Below are 17,700 nucleotides of genomic sequence, written 5' to 3'. Positions count from 1 at the left end.
AGAGCGTGCTGGTCAGGCGGTCGGGAGCTGGAGTGTGACGGCGGTCTGGAGCAGCTCGGGAGCGGTCCACGCCGAGCGGCTTCCGGCGTACGCGGTGCCGAAGGCGGCGGTGCCGAGGACGAGTTGCTTGCGGGTGCCCTCGGGTGCGGTGAGGGGGACCTGGACGCCGGAGGGTGCCTTGACGGTGACGGTGGTGCCGATGCGGTAGGCGGTGACCTTGCCGGCGGCGAGCGCGGCGTCCCAGGCGTCGCGGCGGGTCAGCTCGGTGCCGACGTCCTTCTGACGGGGGTTCACGATCGGGGTGTTCGCCGCGAAGAGGGCCCGGTAGTCGGCGAGGACCTTGTCGAGGACCGGGTAGAGGAGGCGCTCCTCGGCCAGGTTCGACTGGTGGACGTAGTGCGGCCGGGGGTCGTTGGCGACGACGTGGCCGAGGGCGGTGCGGGCCTCCTGCGGGACGATGTGGTCCGCGTAGCCGGTGGTGGTGGGGAGCGGGGCGGGCAGGCAGGTGGAGGCCGGGTTGGACTCGCAGACGCCGCTGCCGCCGTCGGCGCGGGAGGTGTAGACCCAGTTGTACTCGTCGGCCATCTCGGCGGCGGTGCCCACGTTGTAGTACACGTTCATGGGGTGCCGGGGCACGGTCTTCGCGGCGCCGACGGCCCGCTGGCGGGGTTCGCGGGAGTTGTCGCTGGCCGTCCACTTCACGCCGTTGTCGGCGAGGGCGCCGGCGAGGTTCGGATTGTCGACGGGCTGCTGGGGCAGGGTCTTCAGGCCGGAGTGCTCGCCGGTGACGAGTTCGGAGCGGTCGACGGAGATGCCCTTGCCCACAGCCCAGTTGACGTTGTTCCGGATCTGCGCGGAGAGCTCGGCGCGGCTGACCCAGAGGGTGCTGCCGGAGGCGTCGGTGGCGCACCGCCAGGGGACGGTGGTGTTGTCCTGGACGCAGCCGAGGTAGGGGTGGGTGTAGGTGTGGTTGATCCAGCGGTACTGGGCGCGGTCGGCGATCAGCCGGGCGGCGAGCGGGTCGCTGCCGCCGTGCTCGGTCCTCCACTGCTCGCCCTGGCCGCCGTTGTAGACCATGTCGAGGGTGAAGCCGGAGGCCTTCTGCCAGGCGGCGGCGTAGGTGGCGTCGGCGGCGGTCATCCGGATGGGGTTCTCGGCCTCGGGGTCTCCGCCGACGCAGTCGAGGTCGCCGGGGGTGCAGTTCCGGACGGTGTCCCAGCGGGCGTCGGGGGCGAAGACGTCGTCGACGTGGACGGAGAGGTAGTTCCGGGCCTGCCCGAGGTGGACGCCCTGGGTGAGCCATTCGACGATGCCGCGGGAGAGGGCGCGGAACTGCCGCTGGTGCTGGTTGTAGGCGAAGGTGACGACGAGTTCGCGGCGCCCGTCGGCGGCGTACTCGCCGACCAGGCTGGCCCGGCCGCCCTCCGTGCCGTCGACCGGGATGTCGACGTAGCTGGTGAAGCCGGTCCGGGGGCGGCCCGCGTAGCCGTAGCTCTCGGAGACCGAGGGGTCGTTGTCCTCGAAGGTCAGGCTGCCGGCGAGGTAGCCGAAGGGGCCGGCCTTCCCGGCCGGGGTGACGCCGGCGGTGACCCCGTCGAGGACGCCGGACCAGCCGCCGTCGGTGGTGTATTCGAGGCCGACGCCGGGGTGGGACCAGGTGTACGCGTCGACCTGCGGGACGCCGAAGGTCCGCTCGTACGTCCGGAGGGCGGTGTGCTCGGCGGAGTCGGGGCCGAAGGCGGTCTCGTGGGGCAGGACGACGCCCTGGTACTTGGCGCGGGGCCGGCCGTCGACCGTGTCGCTGAGGAAGGCGGGGGTGAGGACGGGCCGGTTCGGGTCGTTCAGGTCGACGGTGCGGTACGGGACGCCGGAGCCCTTCAGCTCGGCGGTGATGGCCTCGATGGCGCTGCCGCCGTCGTCGACGACCAGGACGGTGAGGTCGATCCGGGGCGCGGGGGCGGCCGCCGCCTGCGCGGACGGGACCACGGTGGCGAGGAGCGCGGCGGCGGCGAGCGCCCCGGCGGCGCGGCCGGCGCGGTGCGGCACCGCCCGCTTTCCGGACGGGCTCGGCGCGGCCGCGGGCGTGCGGGATCTGTTCGCGTGCATGGTGTGGTGTCCCCCCTCGGCAGGGCCCCCGGTTCGGGGGTACCTGTGGAGATGAAGCGAAGGCGTGAAGGCCGCGCTTGTGTGAATGAGGCGAGTGTGGCGTCGACACGACAGCCGGAAGGACAAACATGAAAGAGACACCTCGGATGAGTGAATCGAAGCCGCGGTGAGCGAACCGGGTGAGCGAGCGTAGGCTCGTTCTCGGCGCTCATCGGGCCGAAATACGATGCGGCGGGCTCGGTCGGCCCATCCCTCGACCGCCACAGAACTCAATGGAAGCGAGAATTCACCACCGTGACTGCTCTCACTCTCAGCACTGCCGGAGCGGCGACGCTGCGTGCCGACGCCCTCGTCGTCGGCGTCGCGAAGGCCGGGAAGACGCTGGTCGTCGCCCCGGGCGCGGAGGCCGTCGACAAGGCGTTCGACGGCAGGCTCGCCGCCGTCCTGGAGACCCTGGGCGCCTCGGGTGGAGAGGGTGAGGCGACCAAGCTGCCCGCGCCCGCCGGCCTGAAGGCCCCCGTCGTGCTCGCCGTCGGCCTCGGCTCCGCCCCCGAGGAAGGCGAGTCGTACGACTCCGAGACCCTGCGCCGCGCCGCCGGCACCGCCGCCCGCGTCCTGTCCGGCACGAAGAAGGCCGCGTTCGCGCTGCCGGTCGCCTCGGCCGAGGCCGTCGGCGCCGTCGCGGAGGGCGCGCTGCTCGGCGCGTACTCCTTCGACGCCCTCAAGGAGCAGAAGGACGGCAAGAAGCCGCTCGCCGAGGTGGCGCTGCTCGGCGCCAAGCCGCGCGACAAGGCCCACAAGGCCGCCGCGGACCGCGCCCTCGCCGTGGCCGAGGAGATCAACCGCGCCCGCGACCTGATCAACATGCCGCCGAACGACCTGTACCCGGCCACCTTCGCCGCCGCCGCCCAGGCCGCCGGCAAGGACCACGGCCTCAAGGTGCAGGTCCTCGACGAGAAGGCGCTCGCCAAGGGCGGCTACGGCGGCATCCTCGGCGTCGGCGCCGGCTCGGTGAACCCGCCGCGCCTGGTCCGCATCGCCTATACCCACCCGAAGGCGGAGCGGACCCTGGCCCTGGTCGGCAAGGGCATCACCTACGACTCGGGCGGCATCTCCCTCAAGCCGGCCGGCCACAACGAGACGATGAAGTGCGACATGAGCGGCGCCGCCGCCGTGTTCGCCACCGTCGTCGCCGCGGCCCGCCTCGGCCTGGAGGTCAACGTCACGGGCTGGCTCGCCCTCGCCGAGAACATGCCGTCGGGCTCCGCCACCCGCCCGGGTGACGTCCTGCGCATGTACGGCGGCAAGACCGTCGAGGTCCTGAACACCGACGCCGAGGGCCGGCTCGTCCTCGCCGACGCGATCACCAAGGCGTCGGAGGAGCACCCGGACGCGATCATCGACGTGGCGACGCTGACCGGCGCCATGGTCCTCGCGCTGGGCGAGCGCACCTTCGGCATCATGGCCAACGACGACGACTACCGGACCGCGATCCACGAGATCGCCGGCGAGGTCGGCGAGCAGTCCTGGCCGATGCCGCTCCCCGCGGACCTGCGCAAGACCATGGACTCCCCCACCGCCGACATGGCGAACATGGGCGTCCGGATGGGCGGCGGCCTGATCGCCGGCCTGTTCCTCCAGGAGTTCGTGGGCGAGGGCATCACCTGGGCGCACCTGGACATCGCGGGTCCCGCCTTCCACGAGGGCGCCCCGTTCGGCTACACCCCCAAGGGCGGCACCGGCTCCTCGGTCCGCACCCTGGTCCGTCTCGCCGAGCTGACGGCGGCCGGCGAGCTCTGAGCCGGCCGATGTGACGGAAGGCCCCGGACGCTGCGGCTCCGGGGCCTTCCGCCGTTGTTCGCCGACGACGAAATCCGTAGCTTCGCACGCCTGCTCGGGCGGCCGGACGGAGGATCGCCCGGTCTCATCCACCGGCCCCGCGTCCCGCCGTCCGCCAACAAGTGCGAAGATGGGTTCTCGGCAGGACAGGGCCCCCACCACAGGGCCGAAATAATGCGGCCGGACACCGGAGCCGCCGCCCGGTCATCGACGACCGGCGACGAGCGCACATGCATGGAGGACGTGACGTGGCGAACGACGCCAGCACCGTTTTCGACCTAGTGATCCTCGGCGGCGGTAGCGGCGGTTACGCCGCGGCGCTGCGCGGAGCGCAGCTGGGCCTGGACGTCGCACTCATCGAGAAGAACAAGCTCGGCGGCACCTGCCTGCACAACGGCTGCATCCCGACGAAGGCCCTGCTGCACGCCGGCGAGGTCGCCGACCAGGCCCGTGAGGCCGAGCAGTTCGGTGTCAAGGCCTCCTTCGAGGGCATCGACATCAAGGCCGTGCACAAGTACAAGGACGACGTGATCGCGGGCCTGTACAAGGGTCTGCAGGGTCTCGTCGCCTCGCGCAAGGTGACCTACATCGAGGGCACCGGCCACCTGTCCTCCCCCACCTCGGTCGACGTCGACGGGCGCCGGGTCGAGGGCCGCCACATCCTCCTCGCGACCGGCTCCGTGCCGAAGTCCCTGCCGGGCCTGGAGATCGACGGCAACCGCATCATCACCTCGGACCACGCCCTCACCCTGGACCGTGTCCCGGAGTCCGCCATCATCCTCGGCGGCGGTGTGATCGGCGTCGAGTTCGCCTCCGCGTGGAAGTCCTTCGGCACCGACGTGACGGTGATCGAGGGCATGAAGCACCTCGTGCCGGTCGAGGACGAGAACAGCTCGAAGCTCCTGGAGCGCGCCTTCCGCAAGCGGGGCATCAAGTTCAACCTCGGCACCTTCTTCCAGAGCGCCGAGTACACCGAGAACGGCGTGAAGGTCACCCTCGCCGACGGCAAGACCTTCGAGGCCGAGGTGCTGCTCGTCGCGATCGGCCGCGGCCCGGTCTCGGCCGGCCTCGGGTACGAGGAGCAGGGCGTCGCGATGGACCGCGGCTACGTCCTGGCCGACGAGTACATGCGTACCAACGTGCCCACGATCTCCGCCGTCGGCGACCTGGTCCCGACCCTCCAGCTGGCGCACGTCGGCTTCGCCGAGGGCATCCTCGTCGCGGAGCGGCTGGCCGGTCTGAAGCCCGTCCCGATCGACTACGACGGCGTGCCGCGGGTGACGTACTGCCACCCCGAGGTCGCCTCCGTCGGCATCACCGAGGCCAAGGCCAAGGAGCTGTACGGCGCGGACAAGGTCGTCGCCCTCAAGTACAACCTCGGCGGCAACGGCAAGAGCAAGATCCTGAAGACCGCCGGCGAGATCAAGCTGGTCCAGGTCAAGGACGGTGCCGTCGTCGGCGTCCACATGGTCGGCGACCGCATGGGCGAGCAGGTCGGCGAAGCGCAGCTGATCTACAACTGGGAGGCGCTGCCGGCCGAGGTGGCGCAGCTCATCCACGCCCACCCGACCCAGAACGAGGCGCTCGGCGAGGCCCACCTGGCCCTGGCCGGCAAGCCGCTGCACGCACACGACTGACGCTCACGTCATCACAGGGCGCGACGACAAACTTCCGCAATTCGTTAGGAGCAACTGAAACCATGTCGGTTTCCGTAACCCTGCCGGCGCTCGGCGAGAGCGTCACCGAGGGCACCGTCACCCGCTGGCTCAAGGCCGAGGGCGAGCGCGTCGAGGCTGACGAGCCGCTGCTCGAGGTCTCGACCGACAAGGTCGACACCGAGATCCCCGCCCCCGCCTCCGGCATCCTCGCCTCCATCAAGGTGGCCGAGGACGAGACCGTCGAGGTGGGCGCCGAGCTCGCCATCATCGACGACGGCACGGGCGCCCCCGCCGCCGCCCCGGCCCCCGCCGCCGAGGCCGCTCCGGCTCCGGCCGCCGCCCCCGCGCCGGTCGCCGAGGCCCCCGCCGCCCCGGCCCCCGCGGCCGAGGCCCCCGCCGCCGCTCCGGCCGGTGGCGCCGTCGGCACGGACGTCGTGCTGCCCGCGCTGGGCGAGTCCGTCACCGAGGGCACCGTCACCCGCTGGCTGAAGTCGGTCGGCGAGACCGTCGAGGCCGACGAGCCGCTGCTCGAGGTCTCCACGGACAAGGTCGACACCGAGATCCCCGCCCCCGCCTCCGGCGTTCTCCTGGAGATCGTCGTCGGTGAGGACGAGACCGCCGAGGTCGGCGCCAAGCTCGCCGTCATCGGTGCCGCGGGTGCCGCTCCGGCCGCCGCCCCGGCTCCGGCTCCGGCCGCCCCCGCCGCGGCTCCGGCCCCGGCCGCCCCCGCCGCCCCGGCTCCGGCCCCCGCGCCGGTCGCCCCGGCCGCTCCGGCCGCCGCCCCGGCTCCGGTCGCCCCGGCCGCGCCGTCGATCGCGCCGGCCGTCGTCACCCCGGTCCCGGCCGCGCCGGCCCCGGCCGCCGCTCCGGCGGAGGACGGCGCCTACGTGACCCCGCTGGTCCGCAAGCTCGCCACCGAGAACGGTGTCGACCTGGCGACCGTCCAGGGCTCCGGCGTCGGCGGCCGCATCCGCAAGCAGGACGTCCTCGCGGCCGCCGAGGCCAGGAAGGCCGCCGCTGCCGCCCCCGTCGCCGCTCCGGCCGCCGCCGCCGCGCCGAAGGCCCCCGCCCTGGAGGCCTCCCCGCTGCGTGGCCAGACGGTCAAGATGACCCGCATGCGCAAGGTCATCGGCGACAACATGATGAAGGCGCTGCACTCGCAGGCCCAGCTGACCTCGGTCGTCGAGGTCGACATCACCAAGTTGATGCAGCTGCGCGCCCGCGCCAAGGACGCCTTCGCCGCCCGTGAGGGCGTCAAGCTCTCCCCGATGCCGTTCTTCGTGAAGGCGGCGGCCCAGGCGCTGAAGGCCCACCCGGTCATCAACGCCCGGATCAACGAGGACGAGGGCACGATCACCTACTTCGACTCCGAGAACATCGGGATCGCGGTGGACTCCGAGAAGGGTCTGATGACCCCGGTCATCAAGGGCGCGGGCGACCTCAACATCGCCGGCATCTCCAAGAAGACCGCGGAGCTCGCGGGCGCCGTGCGCGCCGGCAAGATCACGCCGGACGACCTGGCCGGCGCCACCTTCACCATCTCCAACACCGGTTCGCGCGGTGCGCTGTTCGACACCGTCATCGTTCCGCCGAACCAGGTCGCCATCCTGGGCATCGGCGCCACGGTGAAGCGTCCGGCCGTCATCGAGACCGCCGAGGGCACGGTCATCGGCATCCGCGACATGACCTACCTGTCGCTGTCGTACGACCACCGCCTCGTGGACGGCGCCGACGCGGCCCGCTACCTGACGGCCGTCAAGGCGATCCTGGAGGCCGGCGAGTTCGAGGTGGACCTCGGTCTGTAAGGCGCGATGAGGCTTTCCGCCTCGGAGGCAACGTAACGAGCCTCACCAGCGGTGTCCCCGTCCGGATGTGTGTCCGGGCGGGGACACCGCCGTATTGTCTAAGGGTCACGAAACTCCCGGAGGAGCCGCTCCATGACCGTCCCCGTCGTCCACTCGCTGCGCGAGCAGATCCGCGAGCACATCGTGGAGGGGATCGTCAGCGGCCGCTGGAAGCCGGGCGAGCGGATCGTGGAGCGCCGGATCGCGACCGAGCTGGAGGTCTCCCAGACCCCGGTCCGCGAGGCGCTGCGGGAGCTGGAGTCGCTGCGTCTGATCGAGTCGGCGCCGAACAAGGGCGTCCGGGTCCGCAACCTCACCGCGGCCGACCTGGAGGAGAGTTATCCGGTCCGGGCCGGTCTGGAGCAGATCGCGGCCGAGCTGGCCGCGCCCCGGCTCTCGGCCGACTGCTCGACGCTGGAGCCGCACGTGGCGGCGCTGTACGAGGCGGACGCGACCTCCGACGGCACGGCGCAGGTCCGGCACACGGTGGGCTTCCACCGCGAGCTGGTGAAGGCGGCCGGAAACAGTGTGCTCCTTCACACCTGGGAGGGGCTCGGCATCGAGGTCTTCACGGCGCTGTCGATCCGGTGGCTGGGCACGGTGCAGAAGTCGTACGCGGAGGAGCACCAGGAACTGGTGGAGGCCTTCCGCCGGGGCGATCCGAACATCGGCGCCCTGGTGAAGGCGCACGTGCTGGGCTGCGCTCCTCGCGCCTGAAGCGTTTGCGCTGGTCAGAGACGTATCGGAGCCCCGTTTCGACGGGGCTCCGAGCGTTTCGGGACCGTTCGAAAACAAGGCACCGGGTGCCCCTTTTCGCGGCACCCTGTGCCGACTTTCTCGATCTGAAGAGGTTTCCTCCTTCAACCCTTTGATCGATCATCGATCGGCGGTTTACAGTCGTCGGCGGGCCGTCACCCGGCCCACAGCCCTGTCCTGCCAGACAAGGCCACCGTTTTTATCTCCACCCCCATCTGTCCGGAAGGCGGCGATCATGACCGATCCCGTAGGCAAGATTCCGAGCGAGCTCGACCAGCTCCCGGACCGTGACACCGAGGAGACCGCCGAGTGGGCGGCCTCCCTGGACGCCGTCACCAAGGCCGCCGGCCCTCACCGGGCCGCCTACCTGATGCGCCGCACGCTCCAGCACGCCGAGGGCGCGGGCCTGGCCCTGCCCAAGCTGCTGGAGACGGATTACGTCAACACCATCCCCACCTTCTCCGAGCCCGCCATCGACGGCGACGAGGAGCTGGAGCGGAAGATCACCGCGTGGAACCGCTGGAACGCGGCCGCGATGGTCACCCGCGGCTCGAAGCACGGCGTCGGCGGCCACATCGCCACCTTCGCCTCCGCGGCCTGGCTCTACGAGACCGGCTTCAACCACTTCTTCCAGGGCAAGGAGGGGGACGGCTCCGGCGACCAGCTCTACATCCAGGGCCACGCCTCCCCCGGCATCTACGCCCGCGCCTTCCTCGACGGCCGCCTGGACGAGTCGCACCTCGACAACTTCCGGCAGGAGTCGGGCGGCAACGGCCTGCCCTCCTACCCGCACCCGCGCCGCCTGCCCTGGCTGTGGGAGTTCCCCACCGTCTCCATGGGCCTCGGCCCGCTCTCCGCGATCTACCAGGCGCGCTTCAACCGCTACCTGACCAACCGCGGCATCAAGGACGTCTCCGCCTCGCACGTCTGGGCCTTCCTCGGCGACGGCGAGATGGACGAGCCCGAGTCGACCGCGGCACTCGCGCTCGCGGCCCGCGAGGGTCTGGACAACCTGACCTTCGTCATCAACTGCAACCTGCAGCGCCTCGACGGCCCGGTCCGCGCCAACTTCAAGATCGTGCAGGAGCTGGAGGCCCAGTTCCGCGGCGCCGGCTGGAACGTCGTCAAGAGCCTCTGGGGCAACGCCTGGGACGAGCTCTTCGCGCTCGACACCACCGGCGCCCTGGTCCGCCGCCTCCGCGAGGTGCCGGACGCGCAGGTCCAGACGTACCAGACCCGTGACGCCGCCTACATCCGCCAGGACTTCTTCGGCAAGGACCCGGCGCTCGTCGCGATGGCGCAGCTGCTCTCCGACGACAAGATCCTGGAGTGCTTCCACCTCTCGCGCGGTGGCCACGAGCCGCGCAAGGTGTACGCCGCGTACAAGGCCGCCCTGGAGTTCAAGGGCGCCCCGACCGTGATCCTGGCGCAGACCGTCAAGGGCTTCACCCTGGGTGAGGGCTTCGCGTCGAAGAACGCGAACCACCAGATGAAGAAGCTGACGACGGACGAGTTCAAGAACATGCGTGACCTTCTTGAGCTGCCGATCTCGGACGCCCAGTTCGTCGACGGCGTGGTGCCCTACGGCCACCCGGGCGCCGACTCCCCCGAGGTCCGCTACCTCCAGGAGCGCCGCGCGGCCCTCGGCGGCCCGGCCCCGGCCCGTCGCGTCCACCCGGTCGCGCCGCTCCCGGCCCCGTCCGAGAAGGCCTTCGCCTCCTTCGACAAGGGCTCCGGCTCGCAGTCGGTCGCCACCACGATGGCCTTCGTCCGTCTGGTGAAGGACCTGGTCCGCGACAAGGAGACCGGCAAGCGCTGGGTCCCGATCGTCCCGGACGAGGCCCGTACCTTCGGCATGGAGTCCCTCTTCCCCTCGCTCGGCATCTACTCGCCGAAGGGGCAGACGTACGAGCCGGTCGACCGCGACCAGCTGATGTACTACAAGGAGGCCGTCAACGGCCAGATCCTGAACGAGGGCATCACCGAGGCCGGCTCGATGGCCGACTTCATCGCCGCGTCGACCGCGTACTCCACGCACGGCGAGACGATGATCCCCTTCTACATCTTCTACTCGATGTTCGGCTGGCAGCGGACCGCCGACCAGATGTGGCAGCTCGGCGACCAGCTCGGCCGCGGCTTCCTCGTCGGCGCCACCGCCGGCCGCACGACGCTGACCGGCGAGGGCCTCCAGCACGCCGACGGCCACTCCCCCGTCATCGCGGCCACCAACCCGGCCGCCCTGACCTACGACCCGGCGTTCGCCTACGAGGTCGCGGCCATCGTCAAGGAGGGTCTGCGCCGGATGTACGGCGAGGCCGCGCCGGGCGAGGACCAGGACGTCTTCTACTACCTGACGGTCTACAACGAGCCGATGCCGCAGCCGGCCAAGCCGGGCCACGCGGGCGTCGACGAGGGCATCGTCAAGGGCCTCTACCGCTTCAACACCGCGGAGTCGGCCGGCCTGACGCTGCCCGCCAACGCCCCCCGGATCCAGCTGCTCGGCTCGGGCACCGCGATCCACTGGGCCCTGGAGGCCCAGAAGCTGCTCGCCGAGGAGTGGGGCGTGGGCGCCGACGTGTGGTCCGCCACCTCCTGGACCGAGCTGCGCCGCGACGCCCTGGAGGCGGACGCCGCCCTCCTGCGCGGCGAGGAGCGCGTGCCGTACGTGCGCCAGGCCCTCGCGGGCGTCGAGTCGCCGGTCCTGGCGGTCTCCGACTACATGCGCCAGGTCCCGGACCAGATCGCGCAGTGGGTCGAGCAGGACTACTCGTCGCTGGGCGCCGACGGCTTCGGCCTCTCGGACACCCGCGCCGCGGCCCGCCGCCACTTCGGTGTCGACGCCCAGTCGATCGTGGCCGCGTCCCTGGCGCAGCTCGCCCGCCGCGGCGAGGTCCCGGCCACGGCCGTCAAGGAGGCGCGCGAGCGCTACGGCCTGTAAGGGCCGGTTGTCGGAGGCGGACCGAGCCTCGAAAAAGAGGGGCGGCGCGCATGATGTCCTCATGCGCGCCGCCCGTTTGATCAAGATGGTCCTGCTGCTCCAGAACCGTGCCTCCATGACGGCGGCCGAGCTCGCCGCCGAGCTGGAGGTGTCGGAGCGGACCGTCGCGCGTGATGCCCTCGCCCTCTCGGAGGCGGGGGTTCCCGTGTATGCGGACCGGGGCAGGACCGGTGGGTACCGGCTCGTCGGCGGGTACCGCACACGGCTGACCGGGCTCGCCCGGGACGAGGCGGAGGCGCTCTTCCTCTCCGGGCTGCCGGGCGCGCTGCGGGACATGGGCCTGCAGGACGCGGCCTCGGCGGCCCGGCTGAAGGTGTCGGCGGCGCTGCTGCCCTCGCTGGCGGACGCGCCGGGTTCGGCGGCCCGCCGCTTCCTCCCCCAGCTACCGCTGGGAGGTGCCCCCAGACGCGCCCGGCTGGTACCGGGAGCCGGAGACGCCGGAGTCGCTGCCCGCGGTGGCGGAGGCGGTCTGGGACGACCGCCGGCTTTCGGCGCGCTACCGGCGGGGCGACGGCGAGGAGGTCGAGCGGGAGCTCGATCCGTACGGGCTCGTCCTGAAGGCGGGCGTCTGGTACGTCTGCGCCCGCGCCGGAGGCCCGTACCGCACCTACCGGGTGGACCGGTTCACGGCGGTGGCGGTGGGCGAGGAGCGGTTCGAGCGCGACCCGGACTTCGACCTGGCGGCCTTCTGGGCGGAGCGGGCGGCGGAGTTCGCGCGCTCGCTGCTGCGGGCCGAGGCGGTGGTGCGGCTGACGCCGCGGGGGGCGCGCCGGCTGCCGTTCGTGACGGACCGGGCGGCGGCCGAGGAGGCGCTGGCGGGAGCCGTGCCGGACGGCGACGGCCGGGTGACGGCGACGCTGCGGGTGGAGAGCGAGGAGGTCGCCTTCGGGCAGCTCTTCGGGCTCGGCCCGGAGGCGGAGGTGGTGGCCCCCGCCTCCCTGCGCGCGCGCTTCGCCGAGGCCGCGCGGGCGGCGGCGGAGCGCTACCGGTAGTCGGCCACGTCGGGCTTGCCCGTCTCGCCCGCGACGATGAAGCCCCAGGCGTCGGGCCGGGAGCCGTCCGCGTCGGTGAAGTCGTACTCCTTCGCCAGCTCGCCGCTGGACAGGGACCTTCCGGTCCAGCGGTGCCGGTCGGGGTCGGCGGCGAGGGCGGCGACGGCCCGGCCCACGTACACCGGTGACTCGGAGACGGCGAAGTCGGGGACCTTCGCGGTGGCGTCGCGCCAGTTCTCCTCGGTGACGCCGAAGCCGGCGAGCATCTGTTCCGACCTGAGCCAGCCGGGGGTGACGGCGACGGCCGTGCCGCCGAACTCCTCCAGTTCCTTCGCGAGGCCGAAGGCCATCCGGATCGGCGCGTTCTTGGTGAGGTCGTAGTAGAGGTTCTCGCGGAAGCGGGTGCCGTTGTACGCGGCGGTGCCGTCGGTGACCTCGACGACGAGTCCGCCCGGGTTGCGGATCAGCAGCGGGATCGCGAGGTGCGAGGTGATGGCGTGGGTCCGCACGCCGAGTTCGAGCATCCTGAGTCCGCCGGCGAGGTCGTTCTCCCAGGTCTTCTTCCCGAAGACGAGGAGGTGTTCGCCGCCCCAGACGTCGTTGACGAGGACGTCGAGCCGGCCGTGGTCGCGGTCGATCCGGTCGACGAGGGCGCGGACCTGCTCGGGGTCGAGGTGGTCGGTGGGGACGGCGATGCCGCGGCCGCCGGCGGCGGTCACCAGTTCGGCGGTCTCCTCGATGGTCTCGGTCGCGCGGCCGACCTCGCTGAGCTTCTCGCGGGTGGTGCGGCCGGTGACGTAGACGGTGGCTCCGGCGGTGCCGAGCTGGACGGCGATGGCCCGTCCGGCGCCCCGGGTGGCCCCGGCGACGAGGCAGATCCGTCCGTGCAGCGGCGTGGTCTCGGTGGTCATGGTTCCAGGCTGGCAGGAATACCCGACATCTTCTGTCCGGATGGAATCCGGACTTTCCGGGTGCGTCGGGGTCGGGGAACCAGGATGCTGGTCCCGTGATGGACGAGACCGAGTTCTGGGAGCTCATCGACGCCACCCGCGCGGACGCCGAGGGCGATCCCGAGGAGCAGGCGGATCTGCTGGTGGAGCGGCTGACCCGGCTGGATCCGGACACGGTGCTCGACTACGCGCGCCACTTCGAGGCCCGGTTCAACCGCGCGTACCACTGGGACGTGTGGGGTGCGGCGGCGGTGCTGCTCGACGGGGCGGGGGCGGGCGAGGAGGGCTTCGACGCCTTCCGCTGCTGGCTGATCGGGCAGGGACGGGAGGTGTACGAGGGCGGGGTCGCCGATCCGGACGGGCTCGCGGGGCTCCTGGAGGAGTTCGACCCGGAGCTGGACGGGGACGGCGAGGAGCTGGGTTTCGCGGCGGACGAGGCGTACGAGACGCTGACCGGGACGGAGACGCCGGAGCTGGGGATCGCGATGCCGGACGGCGATCCGGAGGGCGTGCCGCTGGACCTGGCCGACGAGGAGGCGCTCGCGGCCCGGCTGCCCCGGTTGTGGGAGCGGTTCAGGCCCTGACCGGTGGGCCGGGCCTGAACCGGGGGGGCGGCGCTCAGAAGTGGGTGCCGCCGTCGACGCGGACCTCGGTGCCGGTGATGAAGCGGCCGTCCTCGGAGGCGAGCATCGCGACGACGCCGGCGACGGTCTCGGGGCCGGCGAAGCCCTGGCCGAGGGCGGGGGCGAGCTTCATGAAGAGCGACATGTCGGCGTCGGCGGGGAGGCCGGGGCCCACGGACTGCTTGCTGGCGCCGGAGCCGTCGGTCATGCCGGAGGAGATGGAGCCGGGCTGCACGGCGGTGAAGCGGATGCCCTGCTTGGCGTACTCGGCGGCGAGCGCGTGGGTCATGGACTGGATGCCGCCCTTGCTGGCCGCGTAGGCCGCCATGTAGGGGTGGGCGAACATCGCGGACGTGGAGGAGAAGTTGACGACGGCGGCGCCGTCGCCCTCCAGCAGCGCCGGGACGGCCTCGCGGATCATGAGGAAGGTGCCGGTCAGGTTGATCCGGAGCACCTGCTCGAAGGAGGCGAGGCTGGTCTCGTGGGTGTGCGAGGAGCGGAGCACACCGGCCGCGTTGACCAGGACGTCCAGGCCGCCGAGGGCGGTGACGGCGGCGGCGACGCCGGTGCGTACGGACTCCTCGTCGGCGACGTCGACGACGACCGTGGTGAGGCGGTCGGCGGCGTCGCCGGCCTTGGCGACGGTGTCCTTGAGGCCGTCCTCGCTGATGTCCGCGGCGACGACGCGGCCGCCCTCGGCGAGCATGCGCAAAACAGTGGCCTGGCCGATGCCGGAGCCGCCGCCGGTGACGAGTGCGCGGCGTCCTTCGTAACGGGTGAGCTGGTTCATGGCGGCGACCTCTCGATGTCAAGCTTCTCTGCCTGGCGTCCACCGTACGCCGAAGTGGCACGTTTTGCCACCCTTGCAATTCATGCACTCAAGGGGTCCGGGGGCGTACCCTCGTACGGTGAGCCACCGACCCGGGCCGACGACCGCGCCGCCCTCCCTGACCCAGCGCCGCAAGGCCGCCACGCAGCTGGACATCGCCCGCGCGGCGGCCGAGCTGTTCAGCGAGGACGGGCCCGACGCCACCACCGCGGAGTCCATCGCCCAGCGGGCCGGGGTCGCGCTGCGCACCTTCTACCGCTACTTCCGCTCCAAGCAGGACGCCGTCGCCCCGCTCCTCGCGGGCGGCGCCGACCGCTGGCGGGAGTCGCTCGCCGCCACCGCCCCCGGGACGCCCCTGGCGGCCGCCCTGGAGGGCTCGATCGTCGCCTCCCTCACCCCGGTCGACGAGGCCGGGGCCGAGGGCCTGCGCTGGACCCGGGGGCTGCTGCGCGCCTCGGCCGAGGACCCGGCGCTGCGCGCGGTCTGGTACCGGGTCAACCAGGAGTCGGAGGAACGGCTCCGCGAGGTCCTGACCGTCCTCGCCGGCCCCGGCGCGGACCCGCTGGAGGTGCGGCTCGCCGCGGCGGCCGCCACCGACGCGATCCGGATCGCCCTGGAGAGCTGGGCCGAGTCCGACGACGCCCCCGTCGAGGGCCCCGGCTCCCCCGCCGCCCTCGCCCTGCGCTGCCTGCTCGGCCTGACGGGCGGACTGGATCTGTAGCCGGTCAGGCCACGCTCGCGAGGAAACTCGCCAGGAGAAGCAGCAGGACCAGTGCGTGCACGACCGTGGCGGCGAGCACGGAGGCGCTCCGGTATCGGCGCAGCAGCCGGACGCCCCAGACGACGGCGGTGCCGAGACCACCGACCATGAGGACCAGCAGGAGGATCGGCCCGATGCCGTGGAAGACCGCCGACACGACGTAGCCGAACAGCGTCGTCGGCAGGCCGAGCAGCCAGATCCACACCGCGCTCATGGCGAGGTGCGGCGGGAGGGGCGGGAGCGGGGGCCGCACGCCCGGGCCGGGGTAAGCCGCCGGCAGTGGTGGCCCCGGCGGCAGGGGCGGTGGAGGGGGACCGGCGGGGGTCTTCGCTCCCCCGGCACCCGGAGTGGCCGAGGCGGCCGTCACCGCCTCCGCGAGGAACGACGCGAAGGCCGGGTCCCGGGCCGCCTCGTCGGCCAGCACCGAGACCGCGATGGCGAAGGCCCCCTCACCGGGTTCGGAGCGCAGCCGCGCGAGGGCGGCCGCCCCCAGCTCACTCGTCCGCAGCCGGTCCTCCACGAGCAGGCGCAGCCGGGCCGTCCGCCGCGCCGTCTCCGGGTCGGCGTCCCGGCCGTCGGCCATCAGCCGTAACGCGCGCTCCGCCCATTCGGCTCCCCGCATCCCGTCCCCCTCGCGCGTGGCCCGTGAAAGCAGCCGCCGCGCCGATCGTACGGGCGCTCCCCCCTGGGGAACAGAGCGCGGCGCCAGGCCGTCTCTTCCGGATCGGGCCGGATCGGGGAGCGGCGTCCGGTGCGCGCGCTCGCAAGGCGGAGGAGGGAGTCCATGCGGTGGGGGCACCTCCCGGCGGTAGCCGGGGGAGGCGCGGGCCCGGCATGATCCGGAAGAGACGGCCTAGCCCAGCGAGCGGCCCATGTGGACGTCGTCGGCGGGCTCGCCGTCGAGGACGAACTCGCCGGGCAGGACCCCCTCGACGGTGAAGCCCTCGGCCTCGTAGAGGGCGCGGGCCGGGCCGTTGTGGCCGAGGACCCGCAGGGTGATCCGGGTGGCGCCGTCGGCGGCCGCCTTCGCCAGGGCCGCCCGCACCAGCGCCCGGCCCACCCCCTGGCCCCGGGCCGCGTCGGCGACGGCGAGGCCCTGGATCTGGCGGACGTGGGCGTTGGAGGGGAGCGGGGTGGGGCGCCCCACGCGCACGTACCCGAGGAGGGTGCCGTCGAGCTCGGCGACGAGGTGCTCCTCCGGCAGGTGGCGCTCGTCGAAGAAGGGCGGGTACGGCTCCGAGGGCGCGGCCGCCACCGCGTGCAGCGTCGACCAGGTGGCCCGGTCCAGCAGGCCCAGCGGCTCGGCGTCGCCCGGGAGGGCGGCGCGGATCACGAAGCTCTCCGACTCGGTCATGACGGCCACTCTGCCACGCCCGGCCGCCCACCGGGCAGGATGGGGGCATGCAGCCTTCCGCCCACCGCAAGCGTGTCGCCGTCACCGGGGCCTCCGGGCTCATCGGCGCCGCCCTCGTCCGCTCCCTGCGCGCCGACGGCCACGACGTCCTGCGGCTCGTCCGCCGCCCGGCCAGGACCGCCGACGAGGTCGAGTGGGACCCGAAGCGGCTGTACGTGGACGGGGCCGGGCTCGTCGGCGTCGACGCGGTCGTGCACCTGGCGGGCGCCGGCGTCGGCGAGCGCCGGTGGACCGAGGCGTACAAGAAGGAGATCCGGGACAGCCGGGTGCTCGGCACCACCGCGATCGCCCGGACCCTCGCCGGGCTCGCCGAGCCGCCCGAGACCCTGGTCTGCGGCACCGCCCTCGGCTGGTACGGCGACACCGGCAGCCGGGCGGTGGACGAGAGCGCCCCGGCCGGCACCGGCTTCCTGCCCTCGGTGTGCGTGGAGTGGGAGGCCGCCGCGGCGCCCGCCGAGGACGCGGGGATCCGGGTGACGTACGCCCGCACCGGACTGGTGGTGGCCCGTCAGGGCGGCGCCTGGGGGCGGCTCTTCCCCGTCTTCCGGGCCGGGCTCGGCGGACGGATGGGCGACGGCCGGCAGTACTGGTCCTTCATCTCGCTCCACGACGAGGTCGCCGCCCTGCGGCACCTGATGGACACTCCGACGCTCTCCGGGCCGGTGAACCTCACCGCCCCCGATCCGGTCACCAACCGCGAGGTGACCGCCGCCATGGGCCGCGTCCTGCGCCGCCCGACGCCCTTCCCGGTCCCCGCCGCCGCCCTGAAGCTGGTCCTCGGGGACTTCGCCGCCGACGTCCTCGGCAGCCAGCGGGTGCTGCCCGGGCGCCTGCTCTCCTCCGGCTTCACCTTCGCCTTCCCCACCATCGACGCGTCGATCCGGGCCGCCGCGCCCCGCTGAGCCGCGCCCGAGCGCTCCCTGCGCTCCCC

Annotated in this window: 13 protein-coding genes and 1 pseudogene; 9 read left to right on the top strand and 5 right to left on the bottom strand. The window is 72.9% G+C overall.

The window, feature by feature from the left end; genetic code table 11:
- Positions 1 to 12 precede the first annotated feature (12 nt).
- Entirely contained in the window at positions 13 to 2,106 is a 2,094-nt protein-coding gene (locus AB0E19_RS06100; RefSeq protein WP_362174034.1) for a hypothetical protein, read from the bottom strand.
- 294 nt (positions 2,107 to 2,400) lie between these two features.
- Here AB0E19_RS06100 and AB0E19_RS06095 point away from each other — a divergent pair, with 294 nt between their 5' ends.
- The 6 genes and pseudogenes from AB0E19_RS06095 (at position 2,401) to AB0E19_RS06070 (ending at position 12,193) form a co-directional block, all read left to right on the top strand.
- Positions 2,401 to 3,906: a leucyl aminopeptidase gene (locus AB0E19_RS06095; RefSeq protein ID WP_362174031.1), complete on the top strand. Its 1,506-nt coding sequence runs from the start codon at positions 2,401 to 2,403 to the stop codon at positions 3,904 to 3,906.
- A 287-nt stretch (positions 3,907 to 4,193) separates the two neighbouring features.
- Entirely contained in the window at positions 4,194 to 5,582 is a 1,389-nt protein-coding gene (gene lpdA, locus AB0E19_RS06090) for a dihydrolipoyl dehydrogenase (protein ID WP_360600218.1), read from the top strand.
- A 62-nt stretch (positions 5,583 to 5,644) separates the two neighbouring features.
- On the top strand, positions 5,645 to 7,408 hold the full coding sequence (gene sucB / locus AB0E19_RS06085) for a 2-oxoglutarate dehydrogenase, E2 component, dihydrolipoamide succinyltransferase (RefSeq protein ID WP_362174026.1): 1,764 nt from the start codon (positions 5,645 to 5,647) through the stop codon (positions 7,406 to 7,408).
- 132 nt (positions 7,409 to 7,540) lie between these two features.
- A complete protein-coding gene (locus tag AB0E19_RS06080; RefSeq protein WP_362174023.1) occupies positions 7,541 to 8,164 on the top strand; it encodes a GntR family transcriptional regulator in 624 nt (207 codons plus the stop codon).
- Between the two features lie 274 nt (positions 8,165 to 8,438).
- Positions 8,439 to 11,141, top strand: a complete 2,703-nt coding sequence (aceE, locus tag AB0E19_RS06075; protein ID WP_362174021.1) for a pyruvate dehydrogenase (acetyl-transferring), homodimeric type — start codon at positions 8,439 to 8,441, stop codon at positions 11,139 to 11,141.
- A gap of 61 nt (positions 11,142 to 11,202) precedes the next feature.
- Positions 11,203 to 12,193 (top strand): annotated as a pseudogene (locus tag AB0E19_RS06070) (WYL domain-containing protein).
- Here the strand turns inward: AB0E19_RS06070 and AB0E19_RS06065 are convergent.
- A complete protein-coding gene (locus AB0E19_RS06065; RefSeq protein WP_362174018.1) occupies positions 12,184 to 13,104 on the bottom strand; it encodes an SDR family oxidoreductase in 921 nt (306 codons plus the stop codon). The pseudogene AB0E19_RS06070 and the gene AB0E19_RS06065 overlap by 10 nt on opposite strands.
- Before the next feature lie 98 nt (positions 13,105 to 13,202).
- Here AB0E19_RS06065 and AB0E19_RS06060 point away from each other — a divergent pair, with 98 nt between their 5' ends.
- Complete coding sequence (locus AB0E19_RS06060) at positions 13,203 to 13,727, top strand: DUF4240 domain-containing protein (RefSeq protein ID WP_362174879.1); 525 nt, start codon at positions 13,203 to 13,205, stop codon at positions 13,725 to 13,727.
- A 34-nt stretch (positions 13,728 to 13,761) separates the two neighbouring features.
- On the opposite strand, the gene AB0E19_RS06055 is transcribed toward AB0E19_RS06060, so the two are convergent.
- Positions 13,762 to 14,556 (bottom strand): SDR family oxidoreductase, encoded by a 795-nt coding sequence (locus AB0E19_RS06055; RefSeq protein WP_362174015.1) that lies wholly within the window; start codon positions 14,554 to 14,556, stop codon positions 13,762 to 13,764.
- Between the two features lie 118 nt (positions 14,557 to 14,674).
- Here AB0E19_RS06055 and AB0E19_RS06050 point away from each other — a divergent pair, with 118 nt between their 5' ends.
- Entirely contained in the window at positions 14,675 to 15,316 is a 642-nt protein-coding gene (locus AB0E19_RS06050) for a TetR family transcriptional regulator (RefSeq protein WP_362174012.1), read from the top strand.
- A gap of 4 nt (positions 15,317 to 15,320) precedes the next feature.
- Here AB0E19_RS06050 and AB0E19_RS06045 read toward each other — a convergent pair whose 3' ends face one another.
- Both AB0E19_RS06045 and AB0E19_RS06040 read right to left on the bottom strand, forming a co-directional pair.
- Positions 15,321 to 15,977 (bottom strand): hypothetical protein, encoded by a 657-nt coding sequence (locus tag AB0E19_RS06045; protein WP_362174008.1) that lies wholly within the window; start codon positions 15,975 to 15,977, stop codon positions 15,321 to 15,323.
- A gap of 231 nt (positions 15,978 to 16,208) precedes the next feature.
- A complete protein-coding gene (locus AB0E19_RS06040) occupies positions 16,209 to 16,709 on the bottom strand; it encodes a GNAT family N-acetyltransferase (protein WP_362174005.1) in 501 nt (166 codons plus the stop codon).
- 47 nt (positions 16,710 to 16,756) lie between these two features.
- Between AB0E19_RS06040 and AB0E19_RS06035 the strand changes: the two genes are divergently transcribed.
- Positions 16,757 to 17,671, top strand: a complete 915-nt coding sequence (locus tag AB0E19_RS06035; protein WP_362174002.1) for a TIGR01777 family oxidoreductase — start codon at positions 16,757 to 16,759, stop codon at positions 17,669 to 17,671.
- The last annotated feature ends 29 nt before the right edge of the window (positions 17,672 to 17,700 follow it).

Origin of the sequence: Streptomyces sp. NPDC047974 (genome assembly GCF_040653375.1) — a bacterium.
In the GTDB taxonomy this organism is placed as follows: Bacteria; Actinomycetota; Actinomycetes; order Streptomycetales; family Streptomycetaceae; genus Streptomyces.
This window is presented reverse-complemented; position numbering and strand designations above follow the sequence as displayed.

Coding starts and splice junctions, on each gene's coding strand:
- AB0E19_RS06045 (WP_362174008.1), bottom strand. CDS start 15,977: ATGCGGGGAGCCGAATGGGCGGAGCGCGCGTTACGGCTGATGGCCGAC.
- AB0E19_RS06065 (WP_362174018.1), bottom strand. CDS start 13,104: ATGACCACCGAGACCACGCCGCTGCACGGACGGATCTGCCTCGTCGCC.
- aceE (WP_362174021.1), top strand. CDS start 8,439: ATGACCGATCCCGTAGGCAAGATTCCGAGCGAGCTCGACCAGCTCCCG.
- AB0E19_RS06100 (WP_362174034.1), bottom strand. CDS start 2,106: ATGCACGCGAACAGATCCCGCACGCCCGCGGCCGCGCCGAGCCCGTCC.
- AB0E19_RS06055 (WP_362174015.1), bottom strand. CDS start 14,556: ATGAACCAGCTCACCCGTTACGAAGGACGCCGCGCACTCGTCACCGGC.
- AB0E19_RS06040 (WP_362174005.1), bottom strand. CDS start 16,709: ATGACCGAGTCGGAGAGCTTCGTGATCCGCGCCGCCCTCCCGGGCGAC.
- AB0E19_RS06080 (WP_362174023.1), top strand. CDS start 7,541: ATGACCGTCCCCGTCGTCCACTCGCTGCGCGAGCAGATCCGCGAGCAC.
- AB0E19_RS06060 (WP_362174879.1), top strand. CDS start 13,203: ATGGACGAGACCGAGTTCTGGGAGCTCATCGACGCCACCCGCGCGGAC.
- AB0E19_RS06035 (WP_362174002.1), top strand. CDS start 16,757: ATGCAGCCTTCCGCCCACCGCAAGCGTGTCGCCGTCACCGGGGCCTCC.
- sucB (WP_362174026.1), top strand. CDS start 5,645: ATGTCGGTTTCCGTAACCCTGCCGGCGCTCGGCGAGAGCGTCACCGAG.